Source organism: Bacillus haimaensis, assembly GCF_048270625.1.
GTDB lineage: Bacteria > Bacillota > Bacilli > Bacillales > Bacillaceae_I > Sutcliffiella_A > Sutcliffiella_A haimaensis.
The window spans coordinates 2,223,840-2,243,304 of sequence record NZ_CP158164.1 but is presented as its reverse complement, the minus strand read 5'-3'; the positions used below and the strand labels follow the sequence as shown (position 1 = coordinate 2,243,304).

The following is a 19,465-nucleotide window of genomic DNA, read 5'->3' as shown; positions in this document are numbered from 1 at the left end:
TTATGACAGTAGAGCAATTCTTAAAAGAACAGAATGAACAATTTCAGATTCTATTGAAAAAATCATCCTATGCAGGCTGGATGGCACAGACTACCGGGGAGAAAAAGTGGGCAGAGGAAGCAGGAAAAGCATCAAGTGAATTCAGCCTTTACTACTCAGATAGTGAACGTTTTGAAAAAGTGAAGGAATTACTTTCCAAAGAAGACCTCAGTGCAGAGCAGAAGCGCCAATTGGAGCTATTGGAAACGGAAATGAAAGAGAATCAAATGTCCAAGGAGACGATAGAAGAACTTGCTTCCATGTCATCAGAGCTGAACTATCTATTTAATACGTATATGCCAGAGGTGGATGGGAAAAAGCTTTCAGCAAATGACATCCGTGATATTCTGGTAAATAGCACAAATAATGAAGAACGAGAGAAAGCATGGAAAGCCAGCAAGGAGGTTGGGGCGGAAGTATCGTCCAAACTGCTCGAGCTTGTTAAAAAGCGAAATGAAGCAGCTCGAAGCCTCGGGTATGAAAACTATTATAAGATGGCCTTCGCAAATCAGGAGCTGGATTTGGAAGAGATATTCACCATTTTCACCGATCTTGTGGAGCAGTCAGATGAAACCTTCCGTGCACTAAAAATCGAACTGGATGCCTCCCTTGCAGAGAAATTCCAGGTGGAAGTATCGGAACTGCGTCCATGGCATTATTCCGATCCATTCTTCCAGGAAGCTCCTGCCAACAAGGATGTAAACCTTGATCCTTTCTTCAAAGGTAAAAATTTGGAGACACTTACAGCTGAAACATTCGATTCGATGGATATGCCGATTGAGGGGTTATATGCGTCCTCAGACTTGAATCCTCGGGATGGGAAAAATCCAACTGCGTTCTGCATGGATATGGACCGTGAAGGGGACATCCGGGTATTATGCAATAATGTGGATAATACATATTGGATGGGAACGATGCTTCATGAATTTGGGCATGCCGCCTACAACAAATATACCAATCGTGATTTGCCTGCATTACTTCGAAGTCCTGCACACATTCTGACAACCGAAGCTATTGCAATGCTCTTTGGTAAGATGACGGAGAACCGCGAATGGCTATCGAAGTTTCTGAAGCTGGATGATGCGACTTTGAATAAATTAGCGCCAAGTCTAGAAAAGCATGAACAATTAAAAATGCTCATTTCTGCAAGGTGGATCATCACTTTCGTATTCTTTGAGAGAGCGCTTTATGAAAATCCGGATCAGGATTTAAATGCATTATGGTGGGAAACGGTGGAAAAGATTCAGCTTGTTAATCCTCCAGAGAATCGCAGTAACCCTGATTGGGCAGCAAAGATTCACTTTACATTGGCACCGGTCTACTATCAGAATTACTTGCTTGGTGAGATTACTTCTGCTCAGCTTCATCAATATATATTAACCAATATTTCGGATGAGTTCTTCACTCCGCAAGTAGGAGCAGATATCCGTGATGAATTCCTTGCGCCTGGCAGTTCCCATCATTGGAACAAGAAAATAGAAATGGTAACAGGGGAACCATTGAATCCGGCATTTTTTGTGAAGGCATATTGTGAAAAAACACCTGTAAAACGATAAGTTAATAATAGAGAAGAAAACCCGATGCATTAACGGTTTTCTTCTTTTTTTGGAGGAATATCCATGTTAGAGCTGATGGTAAGCGGAAAATCATTTATCAATGAAGAAATGGAAATCATGAATTCACAGCCGGACTATAATTTATTATCAGATGGTAAACCCTCGCTGGATATGAAGGACATTTTGACCGAACATGAAGAAGGTGAGGTAGAAAAAGAAAGATACTTGTTAAAGTGGAAAGGAAAACATATCGGGATCATTGATTTTACCATGTACAATCCAAAAGACGAGTTCCCGTGGCTTGGACTATTGCTTGTTCACAAGTCTTTTGAAGGGCAAGGTTTGGCAAAGAAAGCATATCTGCTTTACGAAAAATTGATGACGAACCGTGGAGTTCCAGCAGTCAGGTTAGGATGCTATAAAGACAATACCAGGGGCTTACGTTTTTGGCAGAGACTAGGGTTCAGAAAAATTAAAGAAGTCTTATACAAAGAAAAGCCATTATTGGTAATGGAAAAGGAATTAAAGTAATGGGTTTCCCATTTACTTTGATTCCTTTTTTATGGTCCCTATTAATTTTACATTACATTTTTTACAAATTTGAATATTACTATGAAAATAGTCGTGTTTTACGTTACACTATTCAATATGGAGTTTTTTCGAGTTTTTTTGACAAATAATATTAAAGAAGAATACTAGACTTCTTATAGAAAGGTATGTCTCCTTCATGATAAAAAGATGTATAAATTTAGCGCTAATAGCCGCTGTGCTAGTGCTTGGGTTTCCTATTCAACAAACAAATGCGAATCAGACTATAGAACTATTTAGTGAATCGGCCATACTGATAGACACGGAAACTGGGGATATTCTCTATGAGAAAGACAGTGATAGAACCATGTATCCGGCAAGCATCACCAAGATTGTTACCGCTATTATTGCCATTGAAGAGGGGAATCTGGAGGATATTGTAACGGTCAGTGAGAATGCACGTAATCAGGATGGCTCGAGAGTTTATCTCTTGGAGGGCGAAAAGGTTACACTTCTTAAACTCGTACAAGGTCTATTGATCAATTCCGGGAATGATGCAGGAACAGCCATAGCAGAGCATTTGAATGGCAGTGAAAAAGAGTTTGCCAAACGAATGACAGAGTTTGTGGAAAAAGAAATAGGTACTGAAAATACTGCCTTCAAAAATCCTCATGGACTTTTTGATCCTGAACATGTCACGACAGCAGAGGATATGGGGAAAATTGCCCAATATGCCATGGAAAACGAGACATTCCGTGAAATTGTAGGGACGAAAGAGATGGAGTGGATTGGCGAGGGCTGGGAAACTACCCTCTACAATCATCATCGACTGTTATGGGATTATGAAGGTACTACAGGAGTTAAAAATGGATATGTGCCGGAATCAGGCCACACACTTGTCACAACCGCTGAGCGTAATGGAAAGGAACTGCTTGTGGTTACATTAAAAGCGGCTTCCAAATACTATTCCTATAAGGACACGATGAATCTCCTGGACTATGGATTTCTTAATTTTAAAACGGTCAAAGTTCCAAAAGGTAAGATGATCAGTGATTCTGCTGGGAGAGAATTTATGCTGACAAAGGATATACATGTTTCCAAACAGGAGGATGAAGAAATCAGCTTTGCTGTAAATGCTGCAGACCAGCTTGTTGTGAAAACAGGTGGCCGGGAGAATATTAAAGAAGATGTAATTGTGGAGCAAGTGAAGAATGAAATAAGTCCATTGGCGTCCACAGAAAAAAAGGACAACCCTGCAGCTTCCTCCCAGCCTGAAAACCAAAAAAGCAGCTTCTTTTCTTTGGGCATTTTTTTAGTCATCCTTTTTATCTTTATATGGCTACTTGGCTGGAATCAAAAGCGCCGCAGAAGAAAAAAGAATCAGGGAAGATTTTCCGATTCCGTGAGCTATGCAAGAAGAAGTAAATATTATCATTAAATCCCAAAGGGGGCAGGAAAAGTTATATTTTCCTGCCCTTTTTCCTTGTTGAATATATGAGAGAACATCCACGTTTTAGATTTCAATAATTGGGTAATGAAAGTAATATTTGGATTAGTATCCATTCCATGTATATAATATGAATATGTAATTTAGAGGAGGTTTTCAAAATGGCAAGAGTAGAAGCAACGCTTAAACAGGAACTTATCGACTTACTTCAGGGTGAAAAAATTGTATCGTTGATCACGACGGATAAGAAAACGAAGAAACCGAACCTGAGTATCGTTTCTTGGCTGGTTGCCCATCAGGATGGGAAGACCATTAAATTTGCATTGGGACATAAAGCCGAAAGCGCATTTAATATTGATGATAATCCGGATCTTTTATTGGGAGTAGTTGGAGCCGGCAGCTGCTATTCCGTTAGCGGAAAAGGGACGGTTTCAGATGTAATTGATAAAACAATGAAATATCGCATTGTCACTGTGGATGTTGAGTCTGTGGAAGATGTCATCTTCTATGGTGGACAAATCACGCAGGAACCGGAATATGTAAAAACATATGATGCAGAGCTAGCTAAGAAATTAGATGAAGAAGTATATGAAATGTTGAAGAACTAGTTGCAGAAGGGACGTACCTAAATTGGGCCGTCCCATTTTTTGTGTGCCCAAAATTTCACAAAAGCTTCTAAAAATTCCCTCATTAATGATAAAATAAAGCATAGTAAAACTTGACTATATGAAGACAGTGTAGAGGAGTGTTAGCCTGAATGGACATCGTTTTCACCGACCGAGTAAATCGAATTCTGGAATTGGCGACGGATAAAGTGGAGGACCATCAAGTTCTTACTCCATTTCATTTATTTCTCGCAATGTGTGAAGAGAGTAGCGGAGTATGTGAAGAACTATCCTCCTATTTAGTTAAAGGATATGGGTATAACTTTTTGCATGATTTTTCTAGAAGTCTTCAACATTTTCACTCATCTCCTATAAATCTACCGCTTTGTACAGTGCCTGTCTCTCCTGAAGTAGAGAGTGTATTCAAATTTGCGGCAGGCAGGATGCATAGATACAACCAGATCCGCTTGAATGAAGGACATCTTATGCAGGCTCTTCTTAAATTGGATCCCATTATCCACTCGCTTCTTACCGAAAAGGATAGAGCCTTTGTGGAAAAAACAGTCTGCTCATCTCGGGATTTACTGGTAGCAATGGATTACTACCAAGTGCAGGATAGTATGGGGGCATCTACCTTCATCAGAAGAGCAAAGAGGGCAGATCTTGAAGCTTTATTGGATTTAGTGGAGAAGCAGTTTGGTTCAGGTTGGATAGTGTCCATTCGAAACGGCTTTCAAAAAGATGAAATATCCATCTTTCTAGCTGTAGTGAAAGATAGAATTGTAGGGTTTGCATGCTATGAGTCCTTTGAAAATAAAAAAGGCACCTTTGGACCAATGGGAGTTGTCTCAGGAGAGAGAAACAAGGGGCTTGGAGCACAATTGCTGCACCATTGCTTGTCTGATCTGAAGAAAAAGAACTATCGATATGTAGTGATAGAGGGTGCAGGGCCTATAGAGTTTTACGAAAAAGAGTGTAATGCAGTGTTAATTCCAATCTATGAATCACATAGAAACAATGGATAGTGCAAAATATTTCTGAGGGGAAGAATGAATGTGGAAGCGCCAAAGAACATCCTGAAGGTTTGGAGAAAGTTTGATAGTGTTGGAATGGATACTATCACAAAAGCTTATTTTTATGATAAGAGGGACAAGAAGCAGCGGTCTGTCATGGAAATGAAGGAACATTTCGAAAGATTTGGAGCTGGTGGCAACTGCTTTGATTTGGCAATCTGGCTCCTTGCTGAATTGAAGGAGGCTGGCATTGAGGCCTATCCAATTGGTCATGATTTTTTTGATGAGAAGGCACATGTAGCCGTTATGGCATTAGGTGAAAATGGAGAAAAGTACTATTGTGATCTGGGGGACCAATGGATACAACCCATCCTTGTTGAGAAAAACCATGATAGCTTTAGCGGAGAGATATTAGAGGGTTTTTTTCCTGGTGCTCACGTAAAAGTGGAAGCGGAATCAGGGGGATTCACCATATCATATATTAGAAATAATGGTAAAATTTCCAAACAGACATTTCCTTTAACTCCATATACCATTGAAGATTTACAAAGGGCAGGTGAATTATCCCAAGCTAGGATCTGGAAAGCCTTATGTGAAAAGAGGGTTAGAAGAAAAGGGTCGCAAGAAGTCACCCATTGGGAGTTTTATAACTGGAAAAGCTTTGAAAGCAGTCTTTCCGGACTGAAGATCGAGCAAGCGCTCTCTTCAAAAGAGGATTGGGCGGAGCGGATAGCCTTGAATATGGGTATGGATCTAGATTTTGTGAAAGAAGCACTTTCCAAGTTTGAGTACATAGAAAAAGAATAGCCTATACCTATTACAAAAGTGACCATTCCTAACACCTTTTGTCTACAAACTGAAAAGGGATCTCTCTTTAGTAAGCATCATTATCATCTCATGTATAATCTATTACTATCTTAATATACACGTGGTTATCATTCTATAATGAATTTAGAGAACTCAGTTGATTGGAGTGGAAGGCACGGAGACTCCTGCGGGAGGAAGGGGAAGCCACTGAAAAAGTGCTCCTATAGCTAGACAAACCTAAATTTTTTAAGGCTTGTCTAGTTATTTTATTTTATAATAAAAGTACTAACTTTAGGTGGTGTGCTTATGTTAACGAACCAAGAAGAATTCGCTTTGAGTCCCTATGCCAAGATTTATGACTTAGTAGTACCGAAAGATAACCTACTAAGAAGAATCAACGGAATTGTGGACTTTTCCTTCATACACGAAGAACTGAAAAATAAGTATTCCCTCGATAACGGACGTAATGCCATACCACCAATCAGAATGTTTAAATACTTATTGTTAAAGGTAATTTTCGACCTATCAGATGTAGACGTGGTGGAGCGCTCAAAATATGATATGTCATTTAAATTCTTTTTAGATATGGCTCCAGAAGAATCCGTAATCAACCCTAGCTCACTCACCAAATTCCGAAGACTTCGTCTTAAGGATATGGAAATTCTAGATATGTTAATTGGAAAAACTGTAGATATCGCAATCGAACATAATCTTATTAAACAAAACATAATCTTTATCGATTCTACACATACAAATTCTCGTTATAGATCTAAAACAGCTAAGCAATATCTTCAGGAAAAATCAAAACTATTGCGCAAAGCTGTCTACCAAATTGATGAAAAAGCAAAAAAAATATTCCCTGAAAAACCAGTAAGTAAAGATTTACAAGCAGAATTAGACTACACGGAAAATTTAGTAGATGTCTTAGAAAATAATCCACAATATTCACAGATCCCTGCAGTCAATGAAAAGCTAAACCATTTAAAAGAGGCATTTGAAGATTGTAATCACCAAACTCATTTCTCTACAGATTCCGACGCACGGGTTGGACATAAATCGGAAGACCACTCTTTTCTTGGATATAAAACCCACCTAGCTATTTCTGACGAAAGAATTATCACTGCTGCCGTAATCACATCAGGAGAAAAAGCCGATGGTAAATACCTAAAAGAACTAGTGGAGAAAACTAACCAGGCAGGGATGAAAGTAGATGCAGTAGGTGGAGATACCGCTTACTCCGGTAAAGATAATTTGATTTATACTCATAAAAAAAACATAAAACTTGTAGCGAAGCTGCATCCGGTCATCACAAACGGCACCCGGGAAAAAGAAGATGGTTTTGTATTTAATAAAGACGCAAACCGATTTACTTGTCCTGCTGGGCACTTATCGAAAACGAGTGGACTGATAAAGAAAAGGGGAACAAACCGTAACGATCAACTAAAATATTTCTGGAACGTTGAGGTTTGTAAAGCTTGCCCGATTCGTCGAGGGTGCTATAAAGAAGGAGCTAAGTCGAAGACCTACTCCATCCCTATAAAATCAAATGAACACTTAGTACAAGAAGCGTTTCAACAGACAGATGAATTCAAAGAACTTGCCCGCTCAAGATATAAAGTTGAAGCAAAGAATAGTGAGTTAAAGAATAGACATGGGTATGAAAAATCAAAAGCCGCAGGTCTATTTGGGATGCAAATTCAAGGTGCCACTACGATATTCGCAGTAAATTTAAAACGAATAGTTAAGCTAATCGATGAAAAATAAATAGTAAGATAGGGTGAAATGTGAGCTTAATTGGGTGGCAATTGCCAATTAAGCTCTTTTTGTTTAGTTTTTTAAATAAAATTCAAATAATAAACTCGTTTTTCAGTGGCTTCGAGGAAGGGACAAGGGAGACCCCGCAGACGCGTATGCGTCGAGGAGGCTCCCGGACCGCCCGCGGAAAGCGCAGTGCCTGGAACGGAAATCAACGGGCTTTATTATACAGGCACACAAAAAACGGTAGACAACCTCGAATTACCTCGATGTTGTCTACCGTCTGAAAGAGCCTTATCGAAAGGCTCTTTTGCATTTTAATAATAGGGTAATAAAACACTATTCATACAAGTGGCAAGCTACAAAATGTGCCGGCTTGACCTCCTGCCATTTCGGCTTCTCTACTCTGCATGTTTCCATGGCTTGCGGACATCTTGTATGGAACACACAGCCGGAAGGGGGATTCATCGGACTTGGGACATCTCCAGTCAGTACGATCCTCTCCCGTCTCCCATTGGGTGCAGGAGTCGGTACTGCGGACAACAAAGCTTGTGTATAGGGATGCAATGGTTCTTTGCAAAGCTCATCGCTATCTGCAAGCTCAACCATCTGACCAAGATACATCACAAGTATTCGGTCTGATATGTAGCGCACCATGGATAGGTCATGTGCTATGAATAAATAGGTTAAATTAAATCGGTCCTGTAATTCTTTTAGAAGATTAACGACCTGAGCCTGGATAGATACATCAAGCGCGGAAATCGGCTCGTCACAGACAATGAATTTTGGTTGAAGGGCAAGTGCTCTTGCTATTCCGATACGCTGTCTTTGTCCTCCGGAAAACTCATGTGGAAACCTTTGCATGTGATCCTCGTTCAATCCTACAAGTCTCAGTAATTCTTTGATCCGATCTTTTCTTGCCTTGCCTTTCAATGTTTGATGGATATCAAGGGGTTCACCAATTATCGCTTCAATTGTCATCCTTGGATTGAGGGAAGCGTAAGGATCCTGGAATATGATTTGTACTTCTTTACGTAACGCCTTCATTTCCCTCGGTGATAAAGAGAAGATATTCTTTCCGTCAAAAAGAACTTCCCCTGCAGTAGCTTCAAGTAAGCGGATCGCTGTTTTCCCGATGGTCGACTTCCCACAACCGCTTTCCCCTACAAGACCCACTGTTTCCCCCTGATGGATGGTGAGATCTACCCCATCCACCGCCTTGACGGTTCCGCCACTGATAGAAAAATGTTTTTGTAAATTCTTAATCTCTACTAAAGCACTACTTCCTGCCATTCTCCGACCTCCTAGCTTTCCTGGTACATACGTTTGGCAATAGGGTGGTGTAACCAGCATCTGGCCAGTTGTTTGTTTTCTATTTCCAAAAGTTCCGGTGTCTCTGATTGACATATTTTCATTGCGTAAGGACAACGGGCGAAGAATGCACAACCTTTTGGGGGATCCAAAAGGTCTGGAGGAGTCCCGGGTATCGGCTCCAAGGTTTGCTTTCTGTCCCGATCGATCCTTGGTATCGTTTTCAAGAGGCCTTGGGTATAAGGGTGAAGGGGATTGTTGAAAATATCCTTCACTTTCCCTGTTTCCACCACTTGTCCTGCATACATGACAACAACTCGTTCACATGTTTCTGCAACAACTCCAAGGTCATGAGTAATCAGAACAAGGGAGGTACCCAGTTTCTGCTGCAGTTCCTTCAATAGCTCCAGTATTTGAGCTTGAATCGTAACATCCAAAGCAGTGGTCGGTTCATCGGCAAGTAAAAGCTTCGGTTGGCAGGCTAGGGCTATTGCAATCATGGCACGCTGCCTCATTCCTCCTGAAAATTCATGGGGATACTGCTTGAGCCGTCTCTCCGGCTCAGGGATACCTACCATCCTTAACAGTTCGACTGCCTGATCATCCGCCTTTTTTGAGGAAGCCTTATTATGCTTGATAAGGCCTTCTGCTATCTGATCTCCAATTCGCATGGTTGGATTCAGGGAAGTCATAGGGTCCTGAAAGATCATGCTCATTTCTTTTCCTCTAAAAAACTGCATTTTTTTCTCTGATAGTGCCAGAAGATCAGAGGAATCAAAAGTGATGTTCCCATCTTTTATTTCCGTAATTGCAGGGGGGAGCAGCCGCATAATCGCTTTGGCTGTCACGCTTTTCCCACAGCCCGATTCCCCTACAATCGCTACTGCTTCCCCTTCCTTTATCGTAAAGGAAACGCCTCTTACGGCTTGAACCTCTCCAGCGTATGTGTGAAAGGATACGTGTAAATTTTCCACCTCTAATAGGTTTGCCAAAAAAGATTCCTCCTTTATTTTCGTAAGCGAGGATCTAGCGCGTCCCGTAGACCATCTCCGAATACATTAAAAGCAAACATGGTTAAGGATATGAGGATGGCAGGGACAAGAAGCTGATAAAAATTGCCTATCAGAATGCTTCCCAGTGCATCACTTGCCATTGTACCCCAGCTTGCTTTTGGTGCTGGAATACCTAAACCAAGAAAGCTGAGTGTAGCTTCAGCAAAAATGGCAGTTGGAACAGTTAATGTCATGTTGACCAAAATAGGTCCCAAAGTGTTAGGTATCATATGCTTTCGCAATTTCCATCCAGTTGTTGCTCCCATGGCGTTTGCAGCTTGGACGAATTCATATTCCTTCAGTTGCAGCATCTGCCCCCTTACCAGCCGGGCCATTGGTATCCAACCAGTAATAGTTAAGGCGATGATGATGGATAGAAGGCCCCGGTCCAAAACGACCATCATAAGAATCGCCATCAATAAAAAGGGAATCGCATAAAGGACTTCAGCCACCCTCATCATGATGTTGTCCATCCTGCCACCCTTCAAGGCGGATATCCCACCGTATAATACCCCAAATACAAAGTCGATAAGGGCAGCCATCAATCCGATAAGCAGGGAATAGCGTGCTCCGTACCACGCTCTTGTAAATAGATCACGTCCTGAAGAATCGGTGCCAAACCAATGCTCACTGTTAGGGCGGAGATTCTTTTTTGTGAAATCCTGTTCAAAGTAGGAATAGCCACTCAAATAAGGACCGATTATTGCCATTACAATCATCGAGATAATCAGGATGAATCCGACCATAGCCAATTTATTGTCTTTTAATCGGATCCAGGCATCCTTCCAATAGGATATACTTGGGCCGGCTATTTTTTCCTGCTCGGAGGAGGAATGCTCGACCCTTTCAAACATAGCCTCAAAATCTTTCGAATATTGTTTTTCTCCCATCACCCATTGCCTCCTGTCACCTTAATTCGTGGGTCAATCCAGGTATAAGCAACATCCACTATAAATATGAGGAAAATCAAAATGGCACTGTAGAAGATGGTGGATCCGAGAATGACAGGATAATCACGATTAAAGATACCATTAACAAACATGTCACCCATACCAGGAATACCGAAAATACTTTCCACGATGAAGCTTCCTGTTACGAGGTTGGCCGCAATGATACCAATTACTGTGACAACTGGCAGAATCGCATTTCTAATAGCGTGCTTTATGACAATGGTACTTTTGGATAATCCTTTTGCAGTAGCTGTCAGTATATAATCCTGCCCCATCACTTCGAGCATGCTCGAACGCATCAATCTTGCTATATAGGCCATCGGCAACATCGCAAGAGATATGGAAGGAAGAATGGTATGAGCCCAGGATTTCCATGTTGCAACAGGGAGAAGTCTCCACTCAACTGCAAAATAGTTGATGAGGATGGTGGCAAGAATAAAACTTGGAACCGATACGCCAATAATGGCAAGAATCATGGCAATATAATCCGGCCACCTGTTTCGATTGAGGGAGGCGATAATGCCTAATATCAGACCGAAAGAAATGGCGATGAATAGAGATTGTATACCTAAATGAAAAGATACGGGAAAGCCTTTACTTATATAATCATTGACCGATAGTGTAGAAGATTTCAAGGATGGACCAAAATCCCAATCAATGGCGACACTCTTCAGGTAAAGTCCGTATTGTACAATTAAAGGTTTGTCCAGATTATAAAAGCGGTTGAGATTTTCACGAACGGATTCAGGCATGGTTCCTTCTCTTGCAAATGGGTCTCCAGGGACACTGTGCATCAGGATGAAGGTAAGTGTAATGATGGCCCATAAAGTCAATACTGCCCATCCAAGTCGCTTAAACGTATATTTCAGCATGAATCATGACCCCCGATAACTAGCATTTTAAAAAAAGAAGGGAGGGACCCGAAAAGGCCCTCTCTCTTCCACTCATCATTACTTTATGTCAGCATACTTGAACTGTGGATAGCTGTTGATTGGGTCATAAATGCCTGTTACGGATGGCTTTAGTACATACGGTTTTGTGTAGAAATAGATTGGGATGATTGGCATTTCATCCATAAGGATCTTTTCTGCCGCGTGCATTGCTTCCATGCGTTCCGCTTGATCAAGAGTAGATTTTGCTTTTGAGATAAGCTCGTCATACTCGCTGTTTTTGAAACGGGCATCATTGTATGGTCCATCACTTACCCAAAGATCCAGGAATGTCATCGGATCTACATAATCTCCTACCCAGCCTGCACGGGAAACAGTATAGTCACCGGCTTGTTCACTGTCCAATTTGACTTGGAATTCAACATTTTCAAGCGTAGTTTCCACACCAAGGTTTTTACGCCACATTTCTTGTACTGCCTCAGCAATGGCTTTATGTCCTTCTGATGTGTTATACAAATATACAAAGGAAGGAAGCTCATCCAGACCTTCTTCTTCAAGGCCTTCAGCAAGAAGCTTCTTCGCTTCCTCTACATTTTCCTCGAATAATTTACCTGTATTTTCCTGATAGTCACCGTTCACATCAGGAATTCCAGGAGGTACGATGGAGTATGCAGGTGTCTGGCCGCCTTGTGCAACATGTTCTACAATTGTCTGACGATCGATAGCCAGGGAAAGTGCTTTTCTTATTTTAGCGTTGTTGAACGGCTTCTCTGTATTATTGATATTGAAGTAATAAACTGCCAGGTCAGGTCCGATATGGAATTCAGCGTCATCGCTCGCCATTAATTGACCCTGAACATCCTGTGGCAACGGATATACTAGATCCAGTTCATCGGCCTGGTACATTTGCCAAGCTGTGTTCTCATCATCAATAATGACAAATTGAACTTCATCAAGCTTGATCATGTCTTTTTCATAATATTTATCATTCTTCTTGATTGCGATGCTTTCTTTATGCTTCCAGTCAGCTAAGTAGAATGGACCGTTTGAAACATGCGTTTCTGCTTCCAAAGCCCAATCTTTATTTGCTTCCTGAACTTTTTTGTTTACTGGATAGTAAGTATAGAAAGAAGTTAGATCCAAGAAGTACGGTGTCGGCTGCGCAAGCGTTACCTCCAGAGTCTTGCTGTCTACAGCTTTTACCCCTACTTCAGCTTCTAACGCCGCAAGATCGGCACCTTCTTCAGCAGAGTTGTAGGCTTCTGCGCCTTTTAAGTAGTAGAGCTGATAGGAATACTGGGCTGCAGTAGCAGGATTCAATACATGCTTCCAAGCGTACTCGAAATCCTCTGCAGTAACAGGGTCACCGTTGGACCAATATACATCATCCTTCAATGTGAACGTCCAGGTTACGCCGTCCTCGGTATTCCATTCAGATGCCATACCGGGTTGAATATCGCCTTCTGCATTCTTCTTGGTCAATCCCTCAAAAGTATGCTCGAGAATCCAAGAATCGTGCGTTCCTTGTGCCAATGCTGGATGAAGGGATCCGGGCTCTGATCCATTATTAAGTCGAAGTACCTTTGGAGATGAGGACTCTTCATCAGTGGTACCCTCGTTTTCTGAATCAGTCGGACTCTCTGTTTCGTTGTTGTTATTTTTATTGTTACTCGTGCTTTCGCTAAAGCTACATGCAGACAATAAAAGTGCAACAACTAACAGTAAAGCGGAAAAAAGATAAAACTTGCTCTTCACAAAATAACCCCCTTGTATTTAACAAAATTAGAAATCTATGAAGATTTCATTTTTTATTGTACTACTGCAGATAGAAAAAAAACATAGTAATCGAAAAATAATTCTCTATATTTTAAATTTTTTGACATTATTCGTTCCTTTTCTGCAAAAATCTGTTTTACCAATGGTAGGGTGAATAGTGACAATGCTAAATTATGAAAGGCTTTTATTGTCTTTGTGATAAAATAATAGAAATACTGGAAAGGGGAATAAAGCATGAATTACCTTCCAACTTTTGAAACGAATGAGTCACAGAAGGAGCTTCTTGAAGTTGCCAAGAATCTTTCTGCCTCTTTTGCAACTCGTGCTGCAAACTATGATAGGCAAGCGATGTTTCCTTTTGAAAATTTTGATGAGATAAAGAAAGCTGGCCTTCTGGATACAACCATACCTGAACATTATGGCGGCAAAGGTTTTGGACTGTACGACTTTATTCTCCTTCAGGAGACGATTGCACAAGGCGATGGTCCGACAGCTCTTTGCTTGGGCTGGCACTTAGGCGTCTTGATGAATGTATCAACATACCTACCTTGGCCGGAGGGTACTTTTAAAAAAATATGCAATTACATAGCTCGAGATAATAAAATCATCAACTCGGCCCATTCAGAGTCTGGTACAGGGAGCCCGGCAAGAGGGGGACTTCCCGAAACGAGTGCGAAAAAAACGGATGAAGGTGAATGGGTTCTTAATGGAAGAAAAACATTCACTTCCATGGCACCAATCCTTGATTATTTCATTGTCTCTGCCACTATTGAAGATACCGGTGAAGTAGGGGAGTTCCTTTTATCCCGTGAGATGAATGGTCTCTCGATTTGCGAAACTTGGAACTCTGTGAGTATGCGTGCCACAAGAAGCGATGATTTGATCTTGGAAAATGTTAAAGTGGATTCAGAGGGCCTTCTTTATATTAAGAAAGGCACAAGGGAGCCAAAACCACAAGGCTGGTTGCTGCATATACCTGCCTGCTATCTGGGGATTGCAATAGCAGCCCGAAACGAAGCTGTCCAGTTTGCGGAAGCCTATCAGCCAAACAGTCTTCCGCATCCGATTAGCCATGTCCCGAAAGTGCGGGAGCGGATCGGCATAATGGATATAGAGTTAACTGCTGCGAGGCATTTTTTATATAGTGTAGCCAAGAAGTGGGACGAATCACCGGACACTCGGAATGAACTAGTGGAAGATCTTGCAGCTGCAAAATATATCGCCACCAACACTGCATTATCTGTAGTGGATGAAGCAATGAGGGTGGTTGGTGCCCAAAGCCTGCATTCGAATCACCCTCTTCAAAGGCACTATCGGGACGTCCGAGCAGGCTTGCATAATCCTCCTGCAGACGACCTGACTGTGGAAATGATGGCTAAAAGGGCGTTTGGTACAAAAAAAAGCAAATGATACTAGTGAGGCGTGGGAAAAGTGAACCATACTATCAGAAAAACGGATCATCATTTAGAAATTAGCTTTTTTCTCTTGCGCTGGCTATTTTTAATAGTGGCGGCAATTGTTTTCTATTTTTTACATCAGGAAGCACCTGTAACCTATGATTGGCTTGAGTTTGGAGTACAGTAAATGGAAAGAATCGGAGCATCGTCTATCTTAATAGAAAGAAGAGTAAAAGGAGGATTTCTTTTGGACGATAATGGAGGTAGAAAGATTAAAAAGGACTGGCGTTATCCCATTGCGCATAAAGAGGCTTGGATAGGCGTCTTGTTGGCTGTATTTCATTTTATTTGGTGGTATGGCTTCGGCTATGGATTCGGATCAAGACCGGTGGAATCCTATTCTTATATCCTGGGTTTTCCGGACTGGTTTTTTTATAGTTGTATTCTCGGCTTTATTGTAATAGTTGCCATTGTGATAGTTGTTGTGAAAAATTTCTTTCAAGATCTTCCTCTGGAATCGGAGAGAGGAGACGAACGATGAAAATAGGTGTGATTCTTCCGCTTATCGCTTTTTTAATACTTATTTTTCTTATAGGAATCGCGGCATCTAGAAGTCTCTCCCGTTCCAACTCCTTCGTGCAGGACTATTTTCTTGGAGGGAGGGAGCTCGGTGGACTGCTTTTGGCCATGACAATGGTCGCAACATATGGAAGCGCCTCAAGCTTTATAGGTGGACGGGGATTGCCTATCATACGGGACTGGGCTGGGTCATGCTTGCGATGATCCAAGTGGTGACAGGGTATTTTGTCCTGACTATTCTTGGGAAGAAATTTGCCATCATGTCACGTAAAATGAAGGCAATCACCCTGATAGATTTCCTGAAGGAACGTTATCAGAACAAGTGGGTGGTCATTCTGTCTGCTGCAAATATCATCATTTTTCTATTTTCCGCCATGACGGCACAATGGATAGGTGGTGCTATCCTCATTGAATCGATTACAGGCCTTTCTTATACAACTGCGCTGTTCATTTTTGCGGTCTCAGTCCTAGTCTACGTCATTATCGGAGGTTTCCGTGCGGTAGCGATAACAGATGGGATACAAGGTGTGGTGATGGTGATAGGGACGGTGATCATTTTAGCCGGGACAATCGTCGCTGGAGGGGGAGTCTCTACCATAATGGGAGAACTCTCTGCCGAAAATCCGAACCTGATTACTCCTTTTGGGGCGGACGGCAGGCTCACTCCACTTTATGTTTCCTCCTTTTGGATTTTGGTGGGAGTGGGGGTAGTGGGATTGCCCCAAGTGGCAGTAAGGGCTATGTCCTACAAGAATTCAAAGGCCATGCATACAGCTTTGATTATCGGCACTATTGTGGTCGGATTCATTATGCTAGGGATGCATTTGACAGGTGTTTTTGGAAGAGCGGTGCTCCCAGGACTTACGACACCGGACACTGTGATGCCCCTGCTGGCAATGGAGGTACTTCCTCCCTGGCTGGCTGGTATCGTATTGGCTGCTCCTATGGCTGCCATCATGTCTACAGTAGACTCCCTTCTTTTGATAGTCAGCTCATCCATTGTGAAAGACATCTACTTGAACTATGTGAGTCCTGATGCTCCGGAAAAGAAGATCCGTCAAATGAGCTTGGGAGTAACAGGAATAGTCGGTATTCTTGTATTCTTTATGGCAATCAACCCACCTGATTTCCTCATTACTTTAAATTTGTTTGCTTTTGGTGGACTTGAGGCTGCATTCATTTGGCCAGTTGTACTTGGATTGTATTGGAAAAAAGGAAATGCTTATGGAGCTCTGGGCTCCATCCTCGTAGGAGTACTCTCCTACATAGTGATTGTAACATTTATGGATGGAGTGTTTGGGATGCACAGTGTCGTGCTTCCAGTCGTATTTTCTCTTCTTGCCTATATCACTTTAAGTGTTTTAGGAAAATCAAAAAATAGAGAAATGCAAAAAAGGATAATAGAAAAGTATATGCTATAAAGGAACTCAAACAATTTAATTTAGGGGACTATAAATGAACGCAATAAAAAGGGCACTTTTATTAGTTGGAAAAACGGTGGTTGGTTTTATCGAGCGCAATTGGAAAGCAAGTATTCGTGGATTATTTGTTTATATTCTGGTGTTGGTTTTTATCATGGGCTTTTTCTTCTATACCGGAGCTGGAAAATGGTTTGATTTTTCGTTTACTTTATTTACTGCATTCCTGAGCATCTTAATAGGAACATTTATTAGTTGGATTGCATTAAAGGCATTGGCGAAATTACCCAACTTACTTGTCGCATGCATTTTGGGGGCTGTTGCAGGGATTATTACGCTTGGGGCATACTTGGGACCGTTTTTTACGATGATGGGCTATTTACTACTGATATTGGGTGCATGGACAGGACTTTCTATTAAACTGGTAAGAAGCGCAAGAAAACGAAGAGGGTTAACTTTTGCCGCTTTAGGGTGTGTAACTGTATTACTGCATGCTCTGTTTCTTTTTTCCATCTTTTCAGAAGGGAAAGAGGGGGCATGGAGCCTGGAAGTAGCAGGCAAAGCGATGAATCCTTCTTTTGCCAATCCTGCTGCAACCGGTGAGAACACCATAAATAGTTTTACATATGGCAGTGGAGAGGATCAGAAAAGAGAAGAATACCGAAATGTTACATATCAGACGAACACAGTAAATATGTCTTCATTTATCGTTCATCCAAAAGGCTTCAACAAATGGTACCGTGAGTGGTTCTGGGGCTTTGATCTAAACAAAGCTCCTTTAAATGGGAGGGTATGGATGCCTGATGAATCGTCTGATGGCCCCTATCCATTAGTACTCATGGTTCATGGGAATCATAATATGGCGGATTTCTCAGATGGGGGATATGCGTATCTTGGCGAACTTCTGGCGAGTAAGGGGTATATTGCCGTTTCCATAGACCAAAATTTCCTTAACTCCGGAAAGTCGGGACATATTGGCTGGGATAATGCAGGAAGGGCATGGATGTTCCTAAAGCATTTGGATCAGTGGGGGAAGTGGAATAACGATAAACAGCACCCCCTATACGGAAAAGTGGATATGGAAAATATCGGGTTAATCGGTCATTCCCGTGGTGGGGAGGCTGTCAGTCTGGCTGCGCTGATGAATGATCTGGACCGATTGCCAAATAATGCGAAGGTAACTTTGAATTTCGATTTTTCCATCAAGGCATTAATCGGACTTTCCCCAGGGGACGGAAGATTCAAGCTTGGTGACCAGCCAGTTGAATTGAAAGATATCAACTATTTGACTATTCAAGGGGCAAACGATACTGATCATACCAATTATTACGGTATAAGGCAATATGAGAGGGTCAGTTTCTCGGATGATTTTGATGGTTTCAAAAGCAGCATTTATATTTATGGAGCGAATCATGGCCAATTCAATTCCGATTGGGAGGTGGACCAGCCTTCCCCGTATTGGTGGTTCATGAATCGAAAAGAAATTATGGAACCCGATCTTCAGCGAGAAATGACCAAGCTTTACGTAGCAGCCTTTCTCGATGCAACATTAAAAGGTAGAGAGGAATACCGTCAAATCTTTTCCAGCAAGGAGACCGCCTCTTCGTGGATTCCTATCGATCCTGTAAGGTTGAAATATGAGGATAACTCTTTCACACCTCTTGCAACCTACGAAGAGGATGTGGATGTAACTACCATGACGAAGGAAGCGGGAGAGCTCCATGGCTATAACCTCCAAGTCTGGAAAGAGGTTAATCTGACTTTAAGGAATAATGAGCCCCAGGGAAATGAAGCGGTAAAATTGGGTTGGCGAGGGACTAGTGGTAGATACACAGTAAAACTTCCGGATGAAGTCTCAAAAACCCTCGGTCCACAGACAGTTCTGAGTTTCGATGCTGTACAGCTGCACCCCAGCCGATATGACTTCTATGGAATACGTGTTCCGGAAGGGTTTAAAGAGAAGAGCATCCCCATCACTGTCATGGTAAAACCAAAAGGTACCATTAAGTTGGATACCCGCATTGGAACAACAGTGGAAATCGAACCTACCTACTCCACTAAGCTATACAAATTCGACTGGTGGAATAAAAGATTCGGGAATAATTACGAGCATATGCTGCAGACATACGAGGTGCCATTAGCGTTCTTGCAGGAAAACATGGCAGACATCAACTATCAGGATATTAATGAAATCATATTTGAATTCAATCAAACTGGAAGTGGGCTGATTTACCTCGACAACATCGGTTTGAAAGAGCGAATTAGGACATCAGAATAATTATCGGTTAATTGATAGGTAAATATTGACCGAAAGCTTTAAGAAGAACGAATAATATAGCAGC

Annotated in this window: 16 protein-coding genes and 1 pseudogene; 12 read left to right on the top strand and 5 right to left on the bottom strand. The window is 41.7% G+C overall.

Annotation, left to right across the window (positions count from 1 at the left end; all coding sequences use genetic code 11):
- The first annotated feature begins 2 nt into the window (after nucleotides 1–2).
- The 7 genes from ABN702_RS11385 to ABN702_RS11355 all read left to right on the top strand — a co-directional run bounded on the left by ABN702_RS11385 (nucleotide 3) and on the right by ABN702_RS11355 (nucleotide 7,759).
- Complete coding sequence (locus ABN702_RS11385) at nucleotides 3–1,595, top strand: M2 family metallopeptidase (RefSeq protein ID WP_417900752.1); 1,593 nt, start codon at nucleotides 3–5, stop codon at nucleotides 1,593–1,595.
- Between the two features lie 63 nt (nucleotides 1,596–1,658).
- Nucleotides 1,659–2,126, top strand: a complete 468-nt coding sequence (locus ABN702_RS11380; RefSeq protein ID WP_417900751.1) for a GNAT family N-acetyltransferase — start codon at nucleotides 1,659–1,661, stop codon at nucleotides 2,124–2,126.
- A 196-nt stretch (nucleotides 2,127–2,322) separates the two neighbouring features.
- Nucleotides 2,323–3,561, top strand: coding sequence for a D-alanyl-D-alanine carboxypeptidase family protein (locus ABN702_RS11375; protein WP_417900750.1), 1,239 nt, complete (start codon nucleotides 2,323–2,325; stop codon nucleotides 3,559–3,561).
- Between the two features lie 170 nt (nucleotides 3,562–3,731).
- Nucleotides 3,732–4,178 carry a pyridoxamine 5'-phosphate oxidase gene (locus ABN702_RS11370; RefSeq protein ID WP_417900749.1) on the top strand — a complete coding sequence of 149 codons (447 nt, stop codon included), beginning with the start codon at nucleotides 3,732–3,734 and terminating at the stop codon, nucleotides 4,176–4,178.
- Nucleotides 4,179–4,327: 149 nt separating this feature from the next.
- A complete protein-coding gene (locus tag ABN702_RS11365; RefSeq protein WP_417900748.1) occupies nucleotides 4,328–5,200 on the top strand; it encodes a GNAT family N-acetyltransferase in 873 nt (290 codons plus the stop codon).
- 24 nt (nucleotides 5,201–5,224) lie between these two features.
- Nucleotides 5,225–5,995 carry a hypothetical protein gene (locus ABN702_RS11360; RefSeq protein WP_417900747.1) on the top strand — a complete coding sequence of 257 codons (771 nt, stop codon included), beginning with the start codon at nucleotides 5,225–5,227 and terminating at the stop codon, nucleotides 5,993–5,995.
- 306 nt (nucleotides 5,996–6,301) lie between these two features.
- Complete coding sequence (locus ABN702_RS11355; protein ID WP_417897474.1) at nucleotides 6,302–7,759, top strand: IS1182 family transposase; 1,458 nt, start codon at nucleotides 6,302–6,304, stop codon at nucleotides 7,757–7,759.
- A gap of 330 nt (nucleotides 7,760–8,089) precedes the next feature.
- Here ABN702_RS11355 and ABN702_RS11350 read toward each other — a convergent pair whose 3' ends face one another.
- The 5 genes from ABN702_RS11350 to ABN702_RS11330 all read right to left on the bottom strand — a co-directional run bounded on the left by ABN702_RS11350 (nucleotide 8,090) and on the right by ABN702_RS11330 (nucleotide 13,708).
- Nucleotides 8,090–9,043 carry an ABC transporter ATP-binding protein gene (locus ABN702_RS11350; protein WP_417900746.1) on the bottom strand — a complete coding sequence of 318 codons (954 nt, stop codon included), beginning with the start codon at nucleotides 9,041–9,043 and terminating at the stop codon, nucleotides 8,090–8,092.
- A gap of 11 nt (nucleotides 9,044–9,054) precedes the next feature.
- A complete protein-coding gene (locus ABN702_RS11345) occupies nucleotides 9,055–10,053 on the bottom strand; it encodes an ABC transporter ATP-binding protein (RefSeq protein ID WP_417900745.1) in 999 nt (332 codons plus the stop codon).
- A gap of 14 nt (nucleotides 10,054–10,067) precedes the next feature.
- Nucleotides 10,068–11,003 carry an ABC transporter permease gene (locus tag ABN702_RS11340; protein ID WP_417900744.1) on the bottom strand — a complete coding sequence of 312 codons (936 nt, stop codon included), beginning with the start codon at nucleotides 11,001–11,003 and terminating at the stop codon, nucleotides 10,068–10,070.
- Nucleotides 11,003–11,935 carry an ABC transporter permease gene (locus ABN702_RS11335; protein WP_417900743.1) on the bottom strand — a complete coding sequence of 311 codons (933 nt, stop codon included), beginning with the start codon at nucleotides 11,933–11,935 and terminating at the stop codon, nucleotides 11,003–11,005. The genes ABN702_RS11340 and ABN702_RS11335 overlap by 1 nt, the downstream gene beginning before the upstream one ends.
- A gap of 78 nt (nucleotides 11,936–12,013) precedes the next feature.
- Entirely contained in the window at nucleotides 12,014–13,708 is a 1,695-nt protein-coding gene (locus ABN702_RS11330) for a peptide ABC transporter substrate-binding protein (RefSeq protein ID WP_417900742.1), read from the bottom strand.
- Between the two features lie 255 nt (nucleotides 13,709–13,963).
- Here ABN702_RS11330 and ABN702_RS11325 point away from each other — a divergent pair, with 255 nt between their 5' ends.
- From ABN702_RS11325 to ABN702_RS11305, 5 genes and pseudogenes are all read left to right on the top strand, one after another.
- Nucleotides 13,964–15,139 (top strand): acyl-CoA dehydrogenase family protein, encoded by a 1,176-nt coding sequence (locus ABN702_RS11325; RefSeq protein WP_417900741.1) that lies wholly within the window; start codon nucleotides 13,964–13,966, stop codon nucleotides 15,137–15,139.
- Nucleotides 15,140–15,160: 21 nt separating this feature from the next.
- Nucleotides 15,161–15,313: a hypothetical protein gene (locus ABN702_RS11320; protein WP_417900740.1), complete on the top strand. Its 153-nt coding sequence runs from the start codon at nucleotides 15,161–15,163 to the stop codon at nucleotides 15,311–15,313.
- The gene (locus ABN702_RS11315; RefSeq protein ID WP_417900739.1) at nucleotides 15,314–15,667 is read left to right on the top strand and encodes a YhdT family protein; all 354 of its coding nucleotides are present in this window, start codon (nucleotides 15,314–15,316) and stop codon (nucleotides 15,665–15,667) included.
- A pseudogene (panF, locus tag ABN702_RS11310) lies at nucleotides 15,664–17,126 on the top strand (sodium/pantothenate symporter). Before ABN702_RS11315 ends, panF begins: the two are co-directional and overlap by 4 nt.
- A 34-nt stretch (nucleotides 17,127–17,160) precedes the next feature.
- Nucleotides 17,161–19,401 (top strand): chlorophyllase/cutinase-like alpha/beta fold protein, encoded by a 2,241-nt coding sequence (locus tag ABN702_RS11305; protein WP_417900738.1) that lies wholly within the window; start codon nucleotides 17,161–17,163, stop codon nucleotides 19,399–19,401.
- Nucleotides 19,402–19,465 lie beyond the last annotated feature (64 nt).

Bases quoted from the DNA above. Each gene is read 5' to 3' on its own strand.
- ABN702_RS11385 (WP_417900752.1), top strand. From the start codon at position 3: ATGACAGTAGAGCAATTCTTAAAAGAACAGAATGAACAATTTCAGATT.
- ABN702_RS11380 (WP_417900751.1), top strand. From the start codon at position 1,659: ATGTTAGAGCTGATGGTAAGCGGAAAATCATTTATCAATGAAGAAATG.
- ABN702_RS11375 (WP_417900750.1), top strand. From the start codon at position 2,323: ATGATAAAAAGATGTATAAATTTAGCGCTAATAGCCGCTGTGCTAGTG.
- ABN702_RS11370 (WP_417900749.1), top strand. From the start codon at position 3,732: ATGGCAAGAGTAGAAGCAACGCTTAAACAGGAACTTATCGACTTACTT.
- ABN702_RS11365 (WP_417900748.1), top strand. From the start codon at position 4,328: ATGGACATCGTTTTCACCGACCGAGTAAATCGAATTCTGGAATTGGCG.
- ABN702_RS11360 (WP_417900747.1), top strand. From the start codon at position 5,225: ATGAATGTGGAAGCGCCAAAGAACATCCTGAAGGTTTGGAGAAAGTTT.
- ABN702_RS11355 (WP_417897474.1), top strand. From the start codon at position 6,302: ATGTTAACGAACCAAGAAGAATTCGCTTTGAGTCCCTATGCCAAGATT.
- ABN702_RS11350 (WP_417900746.1), bottom strand. From the start codon at position 9,043: ATGGCAGGAAGTAGTGCTTTAGTAGAGATTAAGAATTTACAAAAACAT.
- ABN702_RS11340 (WP_417900744.1), bottom strand. From the start codon at position 11,003: ATGGGAGAAAAACAATATTCGAAAGATTTTGAGGCTATGTTTGAAAGG.
- ABN702_RS11335 (WP_417900743.1), bottom strand. From the start codon at position 11,935: ATGCTGAAATATACGTTTAAGCGACTTGGATGGGCAGTATTGACTTTA.
- ABN702_RS11325 (WP_417900741.1), top strand. From the start codon at position 13,964: ATGAATTACCTTCCAACTTTTGAAACGAATGAGTCACAGAAGGAGCTT.
- ABN702_RS11315 (WP_417900739.1), top strand. From the start codon at position 15,314: ATGGAAAGAATCGGAGCATCGTCTATCTTAATAGAAAGAAGAGTAAAA.
- ABN702_RS11305 (WP_417900738.1), top strand. From the start codon at position 17,161: ATGAACGCAATAAAAAGGGCACTTTTATTAGTTGGAAAAACGGTGGTT.